General features: G+C 63.1%; 13 protein-coding genes. 8 read left to right on the forward strand and 5 right to left on the reverse strand.

The window, feature by feature from the left end:
- Positions 1–34 precede the first annotated feature (34 nt).
- The 5 genes from U5A65_RS09095 (at position 35) to U5A65_RS09115 (ending at position 7680) form a co-directional block, all read left to right on the forward strand.
- Positions 35–904, forward strand: a complete 870-nt coding sequence (locus tag U5A65_RS09095; protein ID WP_321933958.1) for an alpha/beta fold hydrolase — start codon at positions 35–37, stop codon at positions 902–904.
- A gap of 296 nt (positions 905–1200) precedes the next feature.
- The gene (locus U5A65_RS09100) at positions 1201–3081 is read left to right on the forward strand and encodes an alkaline phosphatase family protein (protein WP_321933957.1); all 1881 of its coding nucleotides are present in this window, start codon (positions 1201–1203) and stop codon (positions 3079–3081) included.
- A 75-nt stretch (positions 3082–3156) separates the two neighbouring features.
- Positions 3157–4398 (forward strand): cytochrome-c peroxidase, encoded by a 1242-nt coding sequence (locus tag U5A65_RS09105; protein ID WP_321914399.1) that lies wholly within the window; start codon positions 3157–3159, stop codon positions 4396–4398.
- Between the two features lie 301 nt (positions 4399–4699).
- Positions 4700–6046 (forward strand): MFS transporter, encoded by a 1347-nt coding sequence (locus U5A65_RS09110; protein WP_321914398.1) that lies wholly within the window; start codon positions 4700–4702, stop codon positions 6044–6046.
- Positions 6047–6126: 80 nt separating this feature from the next.
- Positions 6127–7680 (forward strand): tetratricopeptide repeat-containing glycosyltransferase family protein, encoded by a 1554-nt coding sequence (locus U5A65_RS09115; protein ID WP_321946067.1) that lies wholly within the window; start codon positions 6127–6129, stop codon positions 7678–7680.
- Here the strand turns inward: U5A65_RS09115 and U5A65_RS09120 are convergent.
- From U5A65_RS09120 to U5A65_RS09130, 3 genes are all read right to left on the reverse strand, one after another.
- Complete coding sequence (locus U5A65_RS09120; RefSeq protein WP_321946069.1) at positions 7667–8569, reverse strand: NAD(P)-dependent oxidoreductase; 903 nt, start codon at positions 8567–8569, stop codon at positions 7667–7669. The two genes, U5A65_RS09115 and U5A65_RS09120, sit on opposite strands and share 14 nt — an antisense overlap.
- Positions 8570–8617: 48 nt before the next feature.
- Positions 8618–9919, reverse strand: coding sequence for a cation:dicarboxylate symporter family transporter (locus tag U5A65_RS09125; RefSeq protein ID WP_321946070.1), 1302 nt, complete (start codon positions 9917–9919; stop codon positions 8618–8620).
- A gap of 146 nt (positions 9920–10065) precedes the next feature.
- Entirely contained in the window at positions 10066–10983 is a 918-nt protein-coding gene (locus U5A65_RS09130; RefSeq protein WP_321914393.1) for a LysR substrate-binding domain-containing protein, read from the reverse strand.
- 115 nt (positions 10984–11098) lie between these two features.
- Between U5A65_RS09130 and U5A65_RS09135 the strand changes: the two genes are divergently transcribed.
- Positions 11099–14161, forward strand: a complete 3063-nt coding sequence (locus U5A65_RS09135) for an FAD-binding and (Fe-S)-binding domain-containing protein (protein WP_321946072.1) — start codon at positions 11099–11101, stop codon at positions 14159–14161.
- 6 nt (positions 14162–14167) lie between these two features.
- On the opposite strand, the gene U5A65_RS09140 is transcribed toward U5A65_RS09135, so the two are convergent.
- A complete protein-coding gene (locus U5A65_RS09140) occupies positions 14168–14443 on the reverse strand; it encodes a hypothetical protein (protein WP_321946073.1) in 276 nt (91 codons plus the stop codon).
- Between the two features lie 277 nt (positions 14444–14720).
- Here U5A65_RS09140 and U5A65_RS09145 point away from each other — a divergent pair, with 277 nt between their 5' ends.
- Entirely contained in the window at positions 14721–15056 is a 336-nt protein-coding gene (locus tag U5A65_RS09145; protein ID WP_321914390.1) for a response regulator, read from the forward strand.
- Between the two features lie 152 nt (positions 15057–15208).
- Positions 15209–16945 carry an ATP-binding protein gene (locus tag U5A65_RS09150; RefSeq protein ID WP_321914389.1) on the forward strand — a complete coding sequence of 579 codons (1737 nt, stop codon included), beginning with the start codon at positions 15209–15211 and terminating at the stop codon, positions 16943–16945.
- 17 nt (positions 16946–16962) lie between these two features.
- Here U5A65_RS09150 and U5A65_RS09155 read toward each other — a convergent pair whose 3' ends face one another.
- Complete coding sequence (locus U5A65_RS09155) at positions 16963–18207, reverse strand: DUF1479 domain-containing protein (protein ID WP_321946074.1); 1245 nt, start codon at positions 18205–18207, stop codon at positions 16963–16965.
- Positions 18208–18304: the final 97 nt, after the last annotated feature.

Consider the following 18304-nt stretch of genomic DNA (forward strand, 5'->3'; position numbering starts at 1 on the left):
GGCATGGGTTATCACGTTTTAAAGGATGGTCATCATGACTGGTACGGCACAAGCAATCACCGAAGCCTCGACGAGCCAGTTCGCCCGCGTGAAGGACGGCGAGGTCGAGTTCCAGATTCACTACAACGACGCAGGCGTTGGCGCCGAAACCGTTGTGATGCTGCACGGCTCGGGTCCGGGCGCGAGCGGCTGGGCCAACTTCAACCGCAACGTCGAGCCGCTCGTCGCGGCCGGCTACCGCGTGATCCTGATGGACTGCCCGGGCTGGAGCAAGAGCGACCCGATCGTTTGCACGAGCTCGCGCTCGGACCTGAACGGCCGCGTGCTCAAGGGGCTGCTCGACGTGCTCGACATCGAGCGCGTGCATATTCTCGGCAATTCGATGGGCGGTCACAGCGCCGTTGCCTTCGCGCTGGCGAACCCGCAACGCGTGGGCAAGCTCGTGCTGATGGGCGGCGGCACCGGCGGCCCGAGCAACTTCGTGCCGATGCCGACCGAAGGCATCAAGCTGCTGCAAGGTCTCTATCGCGATCCGACCATCGAGAACCTCAAGCGCATGATGAACGTGTTCGTGTACGACGCGAGCGCGCTCACCGACGAGCTGATGCAAACGCGGCTCGACAACATGCTCGCGCGCCGCGACCACCTGGAAAACTTCGTGAAGAGTCTCACCGCGTTCCCGAAGCAGTTCAGCGACTACGGCGCGCGCCTTGGCGAAATCGCCGCGCCCACGCTCGTGATCTGGGGTCGCGACGACCGCTTCGTGCCGATGGATATCGGTCTGCGGCTGCTGGCCGGCATGCAGAACGCGCAACTGCATGTGTTCAACCGTTGTGGCCACTGGGCGCAGTGGGAGCACGCTGAAGCGTTCAACCGCATGGTGATCGACTTTTTGAAGCACTGAAGCCCGCGTAAGCAGTTGCAGCAACGAAGCGGCGCACCTCATGGTGCGCCGTTTTTATTGGGGGGCTCTGACCTCCCGTGAGGAGCCATTCCAGCGCGGTTGTGTCTTTGGCAGCATGCCGTACATAGCCGAAGGTCTTTTCCTTTCTCGTCGAGCCTCAATTTGCCGGAGGGGCATCGAAGCCAACGTCGATCTGTTGCGCTCACAACATCTTAACAATCATGTAACACAACTTACATATACTTTCCGCGACTTAAAAACTGTCGGGTATACCCGGCATATAACAAGGAGAAGTTGTGAAAAATGCACGGTTGCGCAGGGGCACGCTCACGATACTGGCAAGTATCGGTGTAATGGCAGGGTTGTCTGCCTGCGGAAGCAGCGACAGTGGCTCGAACGGGCCGAAGGTCACTGGCCAGGTGCTCGGCAGCTATATCCAGGGGGCGGCGGTCTGCCTCGATGTGAACAACAACGGCAAGTGCGACCAGGGCGAGCCTGTCGCGCGCTCGGATGCCCAAGGCAAGTTCTCGATCACCGATACGAGCAACGGAGCCTGGAAGTATGTCGTTGCTGACCTGAATGGTGCAGCGGAGAACGACGCATCGGGCAAGAACATGGGCACGACGTTCAACAGCACGGCTACGTTCCGTTCGCCGCGTGGTGTCAGTTCCGTGAGTGCGATCACCACGCAGCTTTCGCAACTGATTGACAGCGGCCTGTCGCAATCGGACGCTCAAACGCAACTGGCGAGCAAGATCGGCACGACGCCGGACGCCCTGCTGGGCGACTTCAACACCAACGGCAACGTCGTGGTGAAGGCAGCGAGCGACCAGTACATTGCAACCGTCGCTTCGAGCAAGGCGATCAAGCACGTCTGGGTTATCGTGCTCGAAAACAAGAGCGCGGAATCGACGTACGGCACGACGGCCTCGGATTCGAACCAGGACCCGTATCTGAAATCGCTGATGCCGCAGGGCACGTTCCTCTCGAACTACTACGGCACCGGCCACGTTTCGCTGGACAATTACATCTCGATGGTCTCAGGTCAGCCGTCGACGCACGACACCGAAACGGACTGCTTCCAGTTGTGGTCCGATATCGTCGACGCCGGCAGCGACTCGGCGAACGCCAAAGTGCTCAAGGCAGGCACGGACGCAAACGGCCATCAAAGCGGCGGCTGCGTATTCCCGGCTCGCGTACAGCATATTGGCAATCAGATGGAACAAGCCAAGCTCACGTGGCGCAGCTACAACGAGGACATGGGCAACGACCTGAACCGTGACGGCACGAGAACCTGTTCGTTCCCGCGCCGAACCGCCCAGCTCGCGGGCGCCGACCCAACGAAGGCTGTGGATGGCACGCAGGCCGCGCAGGCTCCTTCGGCCTCGGGTGACAAGCCGGGTGATGAGTACGCGACGCGTCACAATCCGTTCCCGTATTTCCATTCGACCATCGATGATCTGGCGAACTGCGACGCGCACGTGGTCAACCTGCAAGACGACCTGGCAACGGATCTTCAGTCGATCGACACCACGCCGAACTTCTCCTTCATCACGCCGAACCTGTGTGACGACGGTCATGATGGTGACGGTACGGGGACTGCGGGCAAGGGCTGCGCGAACGGTCAGCCTGGCGGTTTGGCTTCGATCGACGCGTTCCTGAAGAAGACGATCCCGATGATCCAGGCTTCGCCCGCCTACAAGCAGGACGGCCTGATCATCATCACCACGGATGAAGGCGTCGTGACCGGACTGACACCGACAACGCAAGTCAGTGCTGATGGCAAGACGCTCTCCCTGCTGGAGCCGGAGATGGGCAACCAGTGCCCTGGCTGCAACCAGCAAACGGGTCCGAACGTGACGCGCCCGGAACAGGTCACGATGTCCACGCTGCCGGTGGCTGAAGCAAGCCTGCTCGGTATCAACCCGGCGACGCTGCCTGCATCCGTGCAGAATGTGTCGATTGCGTTGAACTACCTCGGAGTCGGTGGCGATCAGATTGGTACGCTTTTGCTGTCGCCGTTCATCAAGGGCGGTCACGTGGACAGCACGGGCTACAACCACTACGCGCTGCTGCGATCGCTCGAAGACAACTTCGGCATGGGCTCGTATCTCGGCTACGCCGATGATGCGTCGCTCAAGCCGATCTTCACATCGGCCAACATCGATAACCGCTAATCCCTGGCGGTCTCACAAGAACTCTGTTGTCTTTGCCCGGTTCTCTGTTCGAACCGGGCTGTTTTTTTATCCGTCATGCGCCAATTTCCTTCAAAGGCTGTTTTCGCAACGGCCCTTTGCATTTTCCTTCTGTCCGCCTGCGACAAACATGCAGCGGACGCTCAAGCCGCCCCGGTCAAGGCTGCTGCCCCTGATCTGGCAGCGATCGGCAAGGCAGCGTTCTTCGATCCGTCGCTGTCGGCCTCCGGCAAGCAGTCGTGTGCCTCCTGTCACAGCCCCGCGAATGCCTATGGGCCGCCGAACGGTCTGCCTGTCCAGTTGGGCGGCCCAAACCTCGATCGAGCCGGACTGCGCGCGGTGCCGTCGCTGCGTTATCTGCGTGCGGTGCCTTACTGGACGTACACGCAGGCAAATAGCCTGAAAGAGCGTCTCGAGGATGGAGATAATCAGCCCATCGGCGGATACACCTGGGACGGGCGCTACAACACCCCCGCGGATCAGGCTGCATTCCCCCTGCTCAATCCGGATGAAATGGCCAATAGCAGCGCGGAGGACGTGGCGCAGAAGTTGAGCAAAAGCGCCTACGCACAGCCGTTCCGGGAAGCATTCGGCGAGGACATTTTCTCGCGACCGGCGCAGGCGCTGGCGGACCTTGGAAAGGTCTTGCAGGCGTTCCAGTTCAATGATCCGTCGTTCGCGCCGTACTCCAGCAAGTTCGACCGCGTGCTCGACGGCAAGGATCAATTCACGCCACAGGAAGCGCACGGATTGATGCTGTTCAGCGACCCGGACAAGGGCAACTGTGCAAGCTGTCATTTGATCAACAAAGGCGCTCACGGCTCGCATCCGGCACTGACGGATTACAACTTCCAGACGCTGGGCGTGCCGCGCAACATGGACATTCCGGCCAACCGCGATCCGAACTTCTTCGACATGGGGTTATGTGGGCCGCTGCGTGAAGACCAGACGAAGCAGCAGAAGTGGTTCTGTGGAATGTTCCGCACACCTACGCTTCGCAACGTCGCCACGCGACGCGTGTTCTTCCACAATGGCATGTTCCATACACTTGAAGACTCGATGCGCTTCTATGTTGAGCGCGACACGAACCCGGAGAAGTGGTATTCGAAAGACGCGCACGGCCATGTCGTGAAGTTTGACGACCTGCCGAAGAATCTGCGCAGTAACGTGGATATCAAGACGGAACCGCTGACGAATCACCGGGGCGGCAAACCGGTCTGGTCGGACTCGGATATCCGCGACGTGGTGGCGTTCCTGAATACCCTGACCGACGCGGACGCAAAGACAGTGCCTCGCTAACGTTGCGCAGAGAAAAGAAAAACCCGGTCAGCTTTTGAACCGGGTTTTTTTATATGCGATTCGCTACGGCTTTTGTGTGACGAAAGAGTGCCCCGCAACTAAAGACAAACCCGCATTAGCGTAAAACGAAACGATTCGCCATTGACAAATTAAACCTGCCCCACCTATGATCGGCTCACTGCCTGGAGACGCGCGCACCGCAAGCGTCCCGGCGAGCCGCGCAAGGCGCGCAAGACGCCGCGCATCAACGGTTTGCCCGGTTCCGACCGGGTGAGCCGCAGTCATGTTTGGAGACAGGCAGATGCCCCAATCGATTGCCACGGACCGCGGGTCCGAAGCCGCGCGCACGTATGCCGCGCCCGCGCTGAATCCTTCGCAGCAAGACGACGCGCTGTATCGCAAAGTGTCGGCGCGCGTCATCCCGTTCCTGTTCGTTTGCTATGTCGTATCGTTTCTCGACCGCATCAACATCGGCTTCGCGCAATTGCAGATGAAGCACGACCTGGGCTTCAGCGACGCGATGTACGGCCTTGGCGCCGCGGTGTTCTACGTGGGCTACGTGCTGTGCGAAGTGCCGAGCAACATGTTGCTCGCGCGCTTCGGCGCGCGCCGCACGTTCATGCGCATCATGCTGCTGTGGGGCGTTGCCTCGACCAGCATGATGTTCGTGGCGAGCCCCACGCAGTTTTACGCGCTGCGCTTCCTGCTGGGCGTGTTCGAGGCGGGCTTCTTTCCGGGCATCGTGCTCTATCTCACGTACTGGTATCCGGCGCGCCGCCGCGCGGCCGTGTTTTCGATCTTCTTCGCGGGCGTGGCGGTGGCGGGTGTACTGGGCGGCCTCATCTCGGGATGGATCATGCGCGACCTGGCCGGCGTGGCGGGTCTTGCGGGCTGGCGCTGGATGTTCCTGATCGAAGGTCTGCCGGCCGTGCTGCTTGGCCTCATGGCGGCGTTCTGGCTCGTAGACGGCCCCGAGAAGGCGAGGTGGCTGACCGATGCGGAGAAGGACCACCTCCTTGCGCAACGCGACGGCGAAGGCGGGCACGCGCATTCCACGCGGTCGTTTGGAGCGGCGCTGCGCAACCCGCGCGTGTATCTGTTCGCGTTCATCTATTTCTCGCTGACGTGTGCCTCGCTCACGTTGAACTTCTGGATGCCGCTCATGATTCGCGACTTCGGCGTGCACGACGTGCTGGCGATCAGCCTCTACACCGTCATTCCGAATGCGGTGGGCGCGGTGGGCCTCATGTGGATCGCGCGCCGCTCGGACCGGCGTGGCGAACGGCGCTGGCATTTCGCGGCGTGCACGATAGGCGGCGGCATCGCATTGGCGCTGCTCACGCTGCATCTGGCGAGCTTCGCCGCGATGATGGCGATCCTCTCGATCGCAGCGGTGCTGATCTTCGCCGCGTTGCCGATCTTCTGGGCAGTGCCTTCGGCGTATCTCTCGGGCAAAGCCGCAGCAGCGGGGATCGCGCTCATCAGCAGCATTGGCATTACGAGCGGCATTGTGAGCCCGTGGGCGATCGGGCTCATCAAGACGCATACGGGCAGCATGGATAACGCGCTTTATCTGCTCGCGGCGTTGCTGGTGGTGAGTGGGGCCGCGTTGGTGGCGGGTGTGCCGGCTGTGAAGGCTGGCCGCTGAGGTGGGATGCCCTGCGTTGCGGGGCAGTTTGATTTGAGACGGCAGTATGGTCCGGGCAAACTCATGCATCGAGGATACCCGTGTCGTCCCCCATCAAACACACGCAGTCATATCTGGAAGGCGCCGATCGCGCCTACGCCGCAGGCGATTGGCAAAGCGCATTGGAGCTTGCCGACAAGGTCATCGAGGCGAATCCGCGCAACAGCGACGCGCTCCACAGGCGCGGGCTGCTCGCGCTCGCAATGGGCTCACCGGCCGAAGCGCAACACTGGCTGAGGCGCGCCGTTCAGCTACGCCCGCACCCCGTGTACTGCAACAGCCTTTGCGTGACGCAAACGCGTTTGGGTGACTACGCGGCGGCGGCCGAAACGGCGCGTCTCGGCCTGCGGCGCGCCCGCGAACGCTTTCCGGCAGTCGATACATCGCTGCTTTCGTATAACCTCGGCGTCGCCCAGCAGCTCGACGATCAGCCCGCCGCGGCGGCGCAGAGCTACCGTCAAACCCTGGCGCGTCAACCCGATCACGCGGCGGCGCATAACAATCTCGGCACGGTCACGAAGGATCTTGGCGATCTCGCCACCGCCATCGCCCATTTCGAGCGTGCTATCGCACGCGATCCACGCAATGTCGAAGCCCACAGCAATCTGGGTCACGCGTTGCTTGCAGCGGGCCGTTACGAAGAAGCATGGCCATACTTCGAGCAGCGCTGGGCGAGCTTTCAGGTGGGAGAGCGGCCAGCGGTGCAGGGCGCCCCCACGCTGCCAATTCCGCATTGGCGAAGCGGCCCGCTCCCAGGCGAGCGCCGTTTGCTCGTGCTGCATGAGCAGGGCTTTGGCGACGCGCTGCAATTCTGCCGCTATCTGCCCATTGCGCTTGCGCGCGGCACGCGAGTTGGCTACGTCTGCCCCAGGCCGTTGCGCCAGTTGCTCGAACAGTCGCTTTGCACGCGTTGGCCGAATATCGTGCTGCTCGACGAAGTGCCGTCAGACCTTGGCGCGTGGGACGCCTATTGCTCACTGCTCTCGCTGCCGATGCTGCTCGGCACGCGCCTCGACAACATTCCCGCGCCTATACCGTATCTACACGCCGAACCGCAGCGCGCGCGCATGTGGGCCGATCGGCTCCACGCGTGTGGCGACGACATGAAGCCGCGCATCGGCCTTGTTTGGGCGGGCGGTCATACGGGCACGGCGGCCGATCGCCGACGCAGCATCGCGCCCGACGCGTTTGCGAAGCTGCTGTCCTGGCGAGGCGCGCACTGGATCAGCCTGCAAAAAGCCGAAGACGCATCGAAGCAATTGCCATCGGTATATCGCGAGCAAATTACCGACTGGATGCACGAAGCCGGCGACTTCGCCGATACCGCGGCGTTGATCGACGGCCTCGATCTCGTCATCTCGGTCGATACGTCGGTGGCGCATCTGGCTGCTGCAATGGGCAAGCCGGTATGGCTGCTCAATCGCTTTGCCGGCTGCTGGCGTTGGCTGCGCGATCGCGACGACAGCCCGTGGTATCCGGGCCTGCGTCTCTTCACGCAGAAAGAGCGAGGCAATTGGGACGACGTACTAAACCGCGTGCTCGACGCGCTCGCCACACGCTATCCGGTGAACGGCTACCCCATCACGAAGGCTTGAGCAGCGTGCGCCACTCCGGCAGCCTGCCTTTTTCGTCTAGCGCCGCGACGAGCGGCGCAGCACGTTCGGCCAGCGCCTGCTGAACGTTCGCAATGGCGTTGGCCAGTTCGCTCGACATGCCGAGGCCGTCGAGCATGGCCGCCGCCTCGCGCATTTCCTCGGAGCGCCGCTGGCCATGCTCGACCACGCGGCCAATCAAGTACGACTCATAGCCCGTGTCCCAGCCCATGCCTGGGAAGCTTGCCGCAAGCGAGGCAAGCACGCGGTCGTCCACGCCGAACTGCTTCGCGGCGAGCATCGATTGCACGCACATCGCTTCCATGCCTTTGATCATGATGCTGCGGCACAGCTTGATGGCGGAGGCGAGGCCTACCTCGGCGGCCACGCATTGCGCGCGCATGCCGAGCGCGTTGAGCACTTCGGCGGTGTGCCCGGCAACGCGTCCGCCCAGCAGCATCGGCACGCGTATGCCTTGCGGCGGCACGGGCGCCATGACTGCGGCCTCCACGTAATCGGCGCCCACGCGCTCCACGGCCTGGCTGTTGCGCTGCTTGACGGCGGGCGAGACGGAGTTCAGGTCGATAAATGTTTGACCGGCAAGCAAATACGCGGCGCATGCGCTTGCCACCGCTTCGGCCTGGCTCGCCGTGACGGCGGAAAACACGAGCTGTGCGCCCATTAGCGCCGATACGAGATCGTCGGCGACGTGAGCGCCGCTCTCGCTCGCGCGTTTGAGGATCGTCTCGCGCGTGGCGCTGTCCTGTAGCTTGATGTCGTAAGTCGAAACGTGCAGTCCGGCTTGCGCGAGCGCGTGCGCAAAAATCGGCCCCACTTCGCCAAAGCCAATGATCGCAACGCGCGTTACCGGCTGTTGGGTTTGCTGTTCCATGCTTGACACTCTCTCGATGGCGTTGATGAAGAGACAAACGTTGCAGGCTCACACGCGAGGCTCGCTGGCCTGAACCGGCGGCGCCTCCACGTGGGCCGTGTGCCGCCGGTTCATGTGGGATTCGAACTTGTTCTTGTCGAACATCCTCTCCCATTTCGACAAGACGAGCACGGCTACCGAGTTGCCAATCACATTGGTCGTGGAAGTCGCAATGGCAAGCACGCGGTCGATGCCGAACAGCAAGCCCACGCCGGCAAGCGGCAGCGCGCGCGAGGTCTGGATGGTGGCCGCGAGCTTGACGAGCGCGCCGCCTGCAGCGCCCGCTCCGCCCTTGGACGTGAGCATCATCACCGCGAGCAGCGCGAGTTGTTGCGTGAGGCTCAAAGGCGTGTCGGTCGCCTGTGCGATGAAGCCGACGCCGCAGGCCATGTAGAGGCACGCGCCATCGATATTGAAGCTATACCCCGCCGGCAGCACGAAGCCCACCACGGCTTCGTCGCAGCCCGCCTGTTCGAGCTTGCTGACGAGGCGCGGCAGCGCGACTTCGCTCGCGGCCGTGCCCATCGCGAGAATGGCTTCTTCCTTGATGAGCGAAAGGATCCTGAAGATCGAGAATCCAGCCAGGCCAGCCACGACGCCGAGCACGACGAACACGAAGCACAGCGTGCTTGCGTAATAGGTGAGCACATAGCGCAGCAGGAACAGCAGCGTGACGCTGCCGTAGCTGCCCACGGCCGCGGCCATTGCGCCGAATGCGCCAATTGGCGAGAGCCGCATGATGAAGCCGAGCATCTTGAAGACGACGGTTTGCGCTTCCTCGATCAAGCGGAACACGACCCAGTCGGGCTTCGCGCAAGTGGCGAGCGCGAAGCCCGTGAGCAGCGAAACGAACAGCACGGGAAGAATGTCGCCGCTCACGAACGCCGAGACGAGCGTATGCGGAATGATGGAGGTGAGAAAGTGCGTGAACGAGATGTCGCCGGTCGTGCCTGCCTTGATTGCTGCCGCGGCGCCTTCGCTTGCGCTGAGTGAGCGCGCATGGAGCCCGTCGCCGGGGCGCACGATATTAACGACCGCAAAGCCAGTCAGCATGGCGAGCGTGCTGACCACTTCGAAATAGAGCAGCGTCTTCACACCGAGCCGGCCAAGGCGCTTGAAGTCCTTGATGTGCCCCACGCCGTGCACGACCGTGCAGAAGATGATGGGCCCGAGCATCATCTTCAGTAGCGCGATGAAGCTCTCGCCCAACGGTTTCATTTTTACGGCCTCGTGCGGCGCGAGCAGGCCGAACGCAATGGCCAGCGCGATCGCAATCAGCACCTGGATGTACAGCTTGCGCAACAGCCTCACTGTCTCCTCCGTTGTGATTGTTCATACGGAATTATGGAGGGGGAGGCTGGTCTTCAGGCTTTGCGAAACGTTAATAAAGCCATCTGTTCTATTTATCGATATGGCTTAAAACATGCGTTGTGCGTGCAGCAAGATTCATTCCGCAATCACTGCTGCCCGGCAAGCTCCTCCAGCAGCCAGTCGCGGAACGCAACCAGCACGGGGTGGCGCTGAGCACGCTCCGGGTAGACCAGGTAGTACGAACGCGAGCTTGGCACCGCCTCGAACGGGCTGAGAAGCCGCTTCTCGTTCAATTCGTCTTCGACCAGCATACGCGGCACGAGGCCCACGCCGATGCCGGCGACGACCGCCTGGATCAAGTGCGAGGTCAGCTCGAAACTCGGGCCCGGGCGCAGCGCGTCGTGAGGCAAGCCGAAATGCGCGCACCATTCGCGCCATGCGTCGGGAAAGCTGCGCACGCGCAGCAGTGTGAGGCCGTCGAGCGATTCGATGGTTGGCGCGGCGGCCCGTCGCTTCGGTTTTCTCGCGAACGGCAACGCAGTGGGGCTGCCAACCAGCACCAGCTCTTCCGCATAGAGCCTGTGCGCCGTGACGCCGGGCCAGCGCCCGTCGCCCACCACGATGGCGGCGTCGAGATCCTGAGTCGAAAAATCGGCCGCCTCGATGCGCGAGTCGAGATCGATCTGCAAATCGGGGTGTGCCTGATAGAAGCGGTGCAGGCGCGGCAGCAGCCATTTGGCGCCGAACGTCGGCAGGGTCGCAACGCGCAACTGCGTTTTTGGCGCGCTCGCCGTGAGGGCTTGCAGCGTCGCGCTACGGATCAGCGTAAGCGCATGAGAGATCTCGGCCATATAGGCTCGGCCGATATCGGTCGGGACGATGCGTTTGCCCTCGCGCGTGAAGAGCGGCAGGTCGAGCATCGCCTCGAGCGCTTGAACCTGGCGGCTTACAGCGCTCTGCGTGAGCGACAGTTCCTCGGCGGCACGCGTAAAGCTCTCATGGCGCGCGGACGCTTCGAACGCGAGCAGCAGCGACATGGAGGGCGTGAGCTTGCGGTAATTCATTCATAAACCTCATGATCAACCCAATCTTTTTACGTTTGCCCGGTGCCGGTTGGGAGGCGACAATTTCATGCCAGAAAAGGGTCGATAGCGCCCAGTACGAGACTTCGAGAGCCACATGACCATTGCCCAGCTTACCATCGGCGAATTCGGCAGCCCCCTGATCCGTCAATTTTTGCATGAACTGGAGGCGTCGGGCTTCGAGGGCGAAGTGGATGCGAGTCACGCCACGCGCACGGTGCTGGCCACGGACAATTCGATCTACCAGCGCTATGCGCAGGCGGTGGTGTTCCCGCGCCACGCACAGGACGTCGCACGGCTCGCGAGCCTGCTCGGGCGCGACACATTTCGCGGCGTGGCGGTCGCGGCGCGTGGCGGTGGCACGGGTACGAACGGGCAGTCGCTGACCGAAGGCGTCGTGGTCGATATGTCGAGACATATGAATCGAATCCTCGAAATCGATCCGGTGGCGCGTACGGCGCGCGTGGAGGCCGGCGTGGTCAAGGATCAGCTCAATGCCGAATTGAAGCGCCACGGGCTCTTTTTCGCGCCGGAGCTGTCGACGTCGAACCGCGCGACCATCGGCGGCATGATCAGCACGGATGCGAGCGGGCAGGGCAGTTGCACCTACGGGAAAACGCGCGACCACGTGCTCGCGCTGGAAACGGTCCTCGTTGGCGGTGAGCGTTTGTCGAGCGCGCCGGTCGATCGTGCCGCACTCGGCGCGCTTTGCGCGCGCAAGGACAAGGTCGGCGAGGTTTTCCGCACCGCGCGCGATATCAGCGAGCGCGAAGCCGGTCTGATACGCGAGCGTTTTCCCGCGTTGAACCGTTGCTTGACGGGTTATGACCTCGCTCATCTGCATGACGGCGAAGGGCGCTTCGACATCAACAGCGTGCTGTGCGGCTCGGAAGGCACGCTCGGCTTCATCGTCGAGGCAACGCTGAACGTGCTGCCAGTTCCCAGGCACGCCGTGCTCGTCAATGTCCGCTATGAGAGCTTCATGGATGCCCTGCGCGACGCGCGCGCGCTGATGGCGCATCGCCCACTCTCGATCGAAACCGTGGATTCCACGGTGCTGCGGCTGGCGCGCGAGGATATCGTCTGGCAAAGCGTGGCCGAGTATTTCCCCGCCGACGAAGGAGTGCAAGGCGGTGCGAACGGCATCAACATGGTCGAATTCAGCGGCGACGATGCGGACGCATTGCGCGCGCGCGTGGCGGCGTTCGCCGAGCACCTGGGCGCGGACGCGAGCGTGAAGCGTCTCGGCCATACGATTGCCGATGGCGAGGCGGCAATCAATCGCGTCTATGCGATGCGCAAGCGCGCGGTGGGCCTGCTGGGCAATGCGCGCGGCGCGAGCCGCCCGCAGCCCTTCGTGGAGGACACGGCCGTGCCGCCCGAAAATCTTGCCGACTACATTGCAGAGTTTCGCGCGCTGCTCGATGGTTTCGGTCTGCGTTATGGCATGTTCGGCCACGTCGATGCGGGCGTGCTCCACGTGCGCCCCGCGCTCGACATGCGCAATCCCGACGAGGCCGCGCTCGTGCGCCCCATTTCGGATGCCGTGACTGCCTTGACGATGAAGTATGGCGGCCTGCTGTGGGGCGAGCATGGCAAGGGCGTGCGCTCCGAGTACGTGCCCGAGTATTTCGGGCCTTTGTATCCGGCGCTGCAGCGGCTCAAGGCGGCATTCGATCCGTACAATCAGCTCAATCCAGGCAAGATCGCGACGCCTGCCGGCGCGAGTGCGGCGCTGCTGAAGATCGACGCGACGACACTGCGCGGCGAGCTGGACCGGCGCATAGACGAGCGCGTCTGGCAGGCCAACGCCGACGCCGTTCATTGCAACGGCAACGGCGCGTGCTACAACTTCGACCCGAACGACGCCATGTGTCCGTCGTGGAAAGCCACGCGCGAGCGCGTGCATTCGCCAAAGGGCCGGGCTTCGCTGATGCGAGAATGGTTGCGCAGACAACAAGATGCCGGAGCGGATCTTGTCGCGCCGCCGGTTGCGGCGGCGTTGCCGGTGCGCATCGTCAACAGCGTGCGCAAACGCCAGGGCGAGCAGGACTTCTCGCACGAGGTTTATGACGCCATGGCGGGTTGTCTGTCGTGCAAGTCATGCACGGGGCAATGTCCGGTAAAGGTAAGCGTGCCGGAGTTTCGCGCGCGCTTTCTGGAGCTTTATCACACGCGCTATTTGCGTCCGCTGCGCGACTATTTGATCGGCGCACTCGAATTCACGGTGCCGCGCGTGGCGGCGGTGCCTGGCGCAAGTGGCGCGTACAACGCGTTGATGAAGGCGCGCCTCGTCAAATCGTTGCTCGCACGCTGCATTGGCCTTGTCGATAGCCCATTGTTGAGCCGTGTGTCATGGCGCGGGGTGTTGCGCAAGGCGGGAGCGGAGATCGCGACGCCCGAACGGCTCGCATCGCTTGGCGAAACCGAACGCCAGCGCAGTGTCATCGTGGTGCAGGACGCGTTCACGCGTTACTTCGAGACGCCGGTTGCCTCCGCGTTTCTCGAACTAGCCGCACGTCTTGGATTCAAGGTATTCGTCGCGCCTTATTTCCCGAACGGCAAGCCGCTGCACGTCCAGGGGTTTCTGCCGCGGTTTCGCCGCGCCGCGCGGCGCAATGCGGCGCAACTGGCCTCGCTTGCCAGCTCGGGTGTGCCGCTCGTCGGCATCGACCCGGCCATGACGCTCGTGTACCGCCAGGAGTACCGCAAGGTGGAAGGCATCGAGGCGGCGCCAGAGGTGCTGCTGCCGCAGGAATGGTTAATCAGCGTAATGCGCGGCGCGCTGCGCAGCCGCGAAGCGGCGCATCGCGCGACGGCGTCGTTCCGCCTGCTGCCGCATTGCACCGAGCGCACCAACGCGAGCGCCGCCACGCTCTTGTGGAAAGACGTGTTCGCCGCAGCGGGCCTCGCGCTCGCGACGCCGGCTAGCGGGTGTTGTGGCATGTCGGGCACCTATGGCCACGAGGCGCGCAATCGCGCGACTTCGGAAGCGATCTTCGAGCAATCGTGGGCGCAGCATGTCGATGCGGCATCGACGGCGGCGCAAGGGGCGGAAGAACTGATCGCCACGGGTTATTCGTGCCGCTGCCAGGTGAAGCGCTTGCGCGGGCGTCAGTTGCGCCACCCGGTTCAGGTGTTGCTGGACGCCCTGCGCTGAAACAGATCAATAGTCCCAGCGGCCCCGGTCGTGCCACTCGCGTTCGCGCCACTGCCGTTCACGCCATGCGTGCTCGCGGCGTTCGTGCTCGCGCCACTCGTGTTCGCGCCACTGTCGCGCGCGCCAGTCGTCGTCGCCTCTCCAGTCGGTCTGGATGGGAGCCGGGGCATAGGCCGCGCCTGGCACGCCAACGCCCACGGCGACATCCACATGGGCCAATGCAGCGGTCGAAGCCGCCAGTGCCGTTGCGCCCAGTACCAGGCCGAGAATGGTCTTCTTCATATCGCGACTCCTTCGCACGTTGTGTGCGTTCTTGATGAGCACGGTTCGGAGTCTAGGCGTCGCCCCCGGACACAGGTGAAACGGTGCTGCGAGATTCGTAACAACGAGTTAAGCGCGCGCCGCGGTGTTGCCATGAGCATCGCGCAGCGCATTGTTCAGTAGCACGATGGATTTACCGTGATGCAGCGGGTACACTCGAAGGCGAACCGCGAGTCGACCCGGTGTTTATTGCGTCCCCGCTCCAGCCAGCTTTTTGCACCCGATGCCAAAACGAATCTTGTTCGTCGACGACAACCGCGACGTCGCAGATGCGCTTGCGGCGCTCGTCGAGTTCGAAGGCCATCAAGCCCAATGTGCGGCAGATGGACAAGAGGCCCTGCTCGTTGCCGGGTCGTTCCTTCCCGAACTCGCCTTCGTGGACTGGAAGCTGCCTGACATGAGCGGCGGAGAGCTGGTGAGTCAGCTTCAGCTCAACCCCGCTCTGTCGAATACCCGGTACGTTCTGCTCTCGGGGCATACCGATCCGGATATCGCGGCCAGGGCCGCAGCCGCCGGCTTCGTCAAATGTCTGACGAAACCGGTGCGGCTCGAAGACCTGCTGGCCTGCCTGTGACGCCGGTTGTGCGTTGTAGCTAACTCGACCGGCTTCCACCGGAAGCCGGGAACAATAATTGCGCACTTCGTCTCACTCGTGGCGAGCCTCGAATCTCCACGAGCCTCGTCGTTCCGGTATTCCGCAGCGTCTCCTCGGAGCAGAGTCGCGTCATGAACAAGGAAGTTCCACCGCAGATCGAGCGCCCCTCGACCCGCTGGCCCGGTGAAATGGCGGAGCGCATCGCCGTGTTCGACTGGAGCGATACGGCGCTCGGCGCGCGCGCAACCTGGTCGGCGAGCCTCGTTGCCGCGATCAACATGCTGCTCGCCGCGCCTTCTCCGCTCGTCATGCTATGGGGCCGCGAAGGGACGATGGTCTACAACGACGCCTACGCGGTTTTCGCGGGCGGCCGGCATCCGTTCCTGCTGGGCAAGCCAGTCGAAACCGGCTGGCCAGAGGTGGCCGCGTTCAACCGGAATGTCGTCGATACGTGCCTGGCCGGCGGGACCCTCGTCTTTCAGGACAAGCAGCTCGTGCTGTATCGCGAGGGTCACGCCGAAGACGTGTGGCTGGACCTGAGCTATAGCCCGGTTTTCGAAGACGACGAGCGGCCGGCGGGCGTCCTCGCCATCGTGTTCGAAACGACGGCGAAGATGCAGGCGGAAAAGCAGCGCAAGGTGGCGGAAGACGCGCTGTTGCAACTGACCCAGACACTGGAGCAGCGCGTAGCCGAGGAAGTGGGCGCGCGCGTGGCGATGGAGGAGCGGCTGCGTCAGGCGCAAAAGCTGGAAGCGATCGGCAGCCTCACGGGCGGCGTGGCGCACGACTTCAACAACGTCTTGCAGGTCATTTCCGCCAACCTGCAGCTCATCGAGCTTTCGACGAAAGGCAACGCCGCGCTCGAGCGGCGCGTGGCCGCGGTTAGCAATGCGGTGTCGCGCGGTGCGAAGCTTGCCGCGCAACTGCTGGCCTTTGCGCGCAGGCAACCGCTCGCGCCGGCCGTTCTGAACCCCTTCCGGCTGGTCGAAGGCATGGCCGAGATGCTTCACCGCACGTTGCCGGAGACGATCGAACTCGCCATTGTGCCGGCGCACGAGAGCTGGAATATCTGTGCGGACCGCAGTCAGCTGGAAAGCGCGCTGTTGAATCTGGTCATCAACTCGCGCGACGCAATAGACGGACCAGGACGCATCGGCGTTTGCCTCGCGAACGTCGACGCACAGAACGATGAAGCGGCGCGCAGTGACGGCGTGCCCGCAGGCGAATACGTTCGCCTGCGCGTTTCGGACTCGGGCTGCGGCATGCCCGAGCACGTGAAAGCGCGCGTGTTCGAGCCGTTCTTCACCACGAAGGCCGTGGGCCAGGGCACGGGACTCGGCTTGAGTATGGTGCATGGGTTCGTGGCGCAGAGTTCGGGCCACGTCTTCATTGAAAGCACGCAAGGCCAGGGCACTACCGTCAACCTCTATTTTCCGCGCAGCCTGGAAGCGGAATACGACGCGTACAAGCCAGGCGTTGCGAGACAGGAGCGCGGCGGCGAGACCATTCTCGTTGTCGAAGACGACGCGGAGGTTCGCATCGCCGCGATCGAAATGCTGGCGCAGCTCGGCTACAAGGTGCTCTCCGCGCAGGACGGCGAGCACGCCCTCAAACTGATCCAGAGCGGCCAGCGTTTCGACCTGCTGTTCACCGATGTCGTGACGCCCGGTACGGTGAGAAGCAGCGAACTGGCTCGCATTGCGAGCGGGCCGCCTTATCACGCCGAGGTCCTGTTTGCCTCCGGCTATACGCGCGACGTTATTTTCCACGACGGCAAGCTCGACGAGGGCGTTGCGCTCATTAGCAAGCCTTATCGATTCGATGAGCTTGCCGTTGCGGTGCGCAACGCGCTCAACAAGGCCGATTGATTGACGTTGCCGCTGCGTCAGGCTTGCATGCCGATCTGCGCGCGCCCGAGCGGTGTCAGGTCATCGGCGGTTGCGCGCCCAACGAAATCGACTTCGAAATGATCCGTCGGGAAATCGGGCGGGCTCTTGCCCGCGAGGAAGCTCGGCAACTGCCGTGCGAGATACGCGTCGTTCTTGGCGCAAGACGGCGCGGAAGCGATGTACATCACGTTGCTGTAGCCCTTGCCGCGATGCGCATCTTCCACGGCATGAATGACGTCGCTATGCCAGAAGACGGTGTCGCCTGGCTGCATTAGCGGAATCGACGAAAGCGCGTGGAAAAGCGGCGCGTGGTACTCCGGCTTGATCGACAGCGCGCGGCCCGGCATCGCGCCGCACAGGTCGTCGTCCGCAATGTCGTCCTGCAGCGCGCGCAGCAGGATATAGACCATCGCGTTCGCAATGGGCACGAGTTGCAGCGTGCCGTCGCCGGGGCCCTGCTGAGTGAGCGCCGTCCAGCCCTGAAACGTGCGGAACATCGAGCAGACAGCGGGTGACGGAATCTCTTCGACCTCGGTGCGCCACGCGGCGTCGAACGCGTCATAGTCGCGCCAGTTTCCGGAGAAGACATGGCGATAGACCTTGCGGAAGTTCGCCTCGATCCAGCGCTCGACCGAGCCGCCGTCGCAGTGGGCGGAGAGGCCGAGCGACTCGGAGCCAGGCGGGCGGCGGCGCAGCCGGTCCGCATAAACCGGCACGTGATTCGGGTCGAAATGCACGCGGCCTTCGCTCTCGGCGCGCCACAGGCGGTTCAGGAACACGCGCGCCTGTGTGAGTTCCGGCGACTGGCGCGCGAGCACTTGCGGCTTCGACCAGTACACGCCGTAGATCTGAGGCTTGCTCGAGGCCAGCTGGCCGAAGTATTTGTCTTCGGCGCGATGAAGCAGCTTGCGGTCGAGGTCGTTGCGCTCGACATAGTCCGCAATGTCGTCGTCCCACTGCGCCACGCGCGAGCGGTCGAACACCTTGCGGATCACACAGGCGCCGCGCGCCTTCACGAGCGCAATCTGCTCCGCGCTAACCTGGTTGCCGACGATGTCCGAAAACGCAATTTCGGGGATCACGGGCTCACCCCGGTCGCGAAGCTGGGCAATGCGATGCGCCTCTTCCTGCATGGCCGATTCGACTTCGGCGAACACCGCCTTGTAGTTGGGCAGTTTTTCCCGCAGTTCCTGCTTCGCCCGGCGAATAGCCGCGGGCAGGTCGTCGATATGCAATGCCATTTCGTTGTCTCCACCGTGGTGTTTTCGAATGATGGGAGCGTACGCCGGCACGGCCCTGGCCAGTGATATTATCGGGTCAATCTTTTTGCAGTTTCGG

Source organism: Paraburkholderia sp. J10-1, from assembly GCF_905220165.1.
GTDB lineage: Bacteria > Pseudomonadota > Gammaproteobacteria > Burkholderiales > Burkholderiaceae > Paraburkholderia.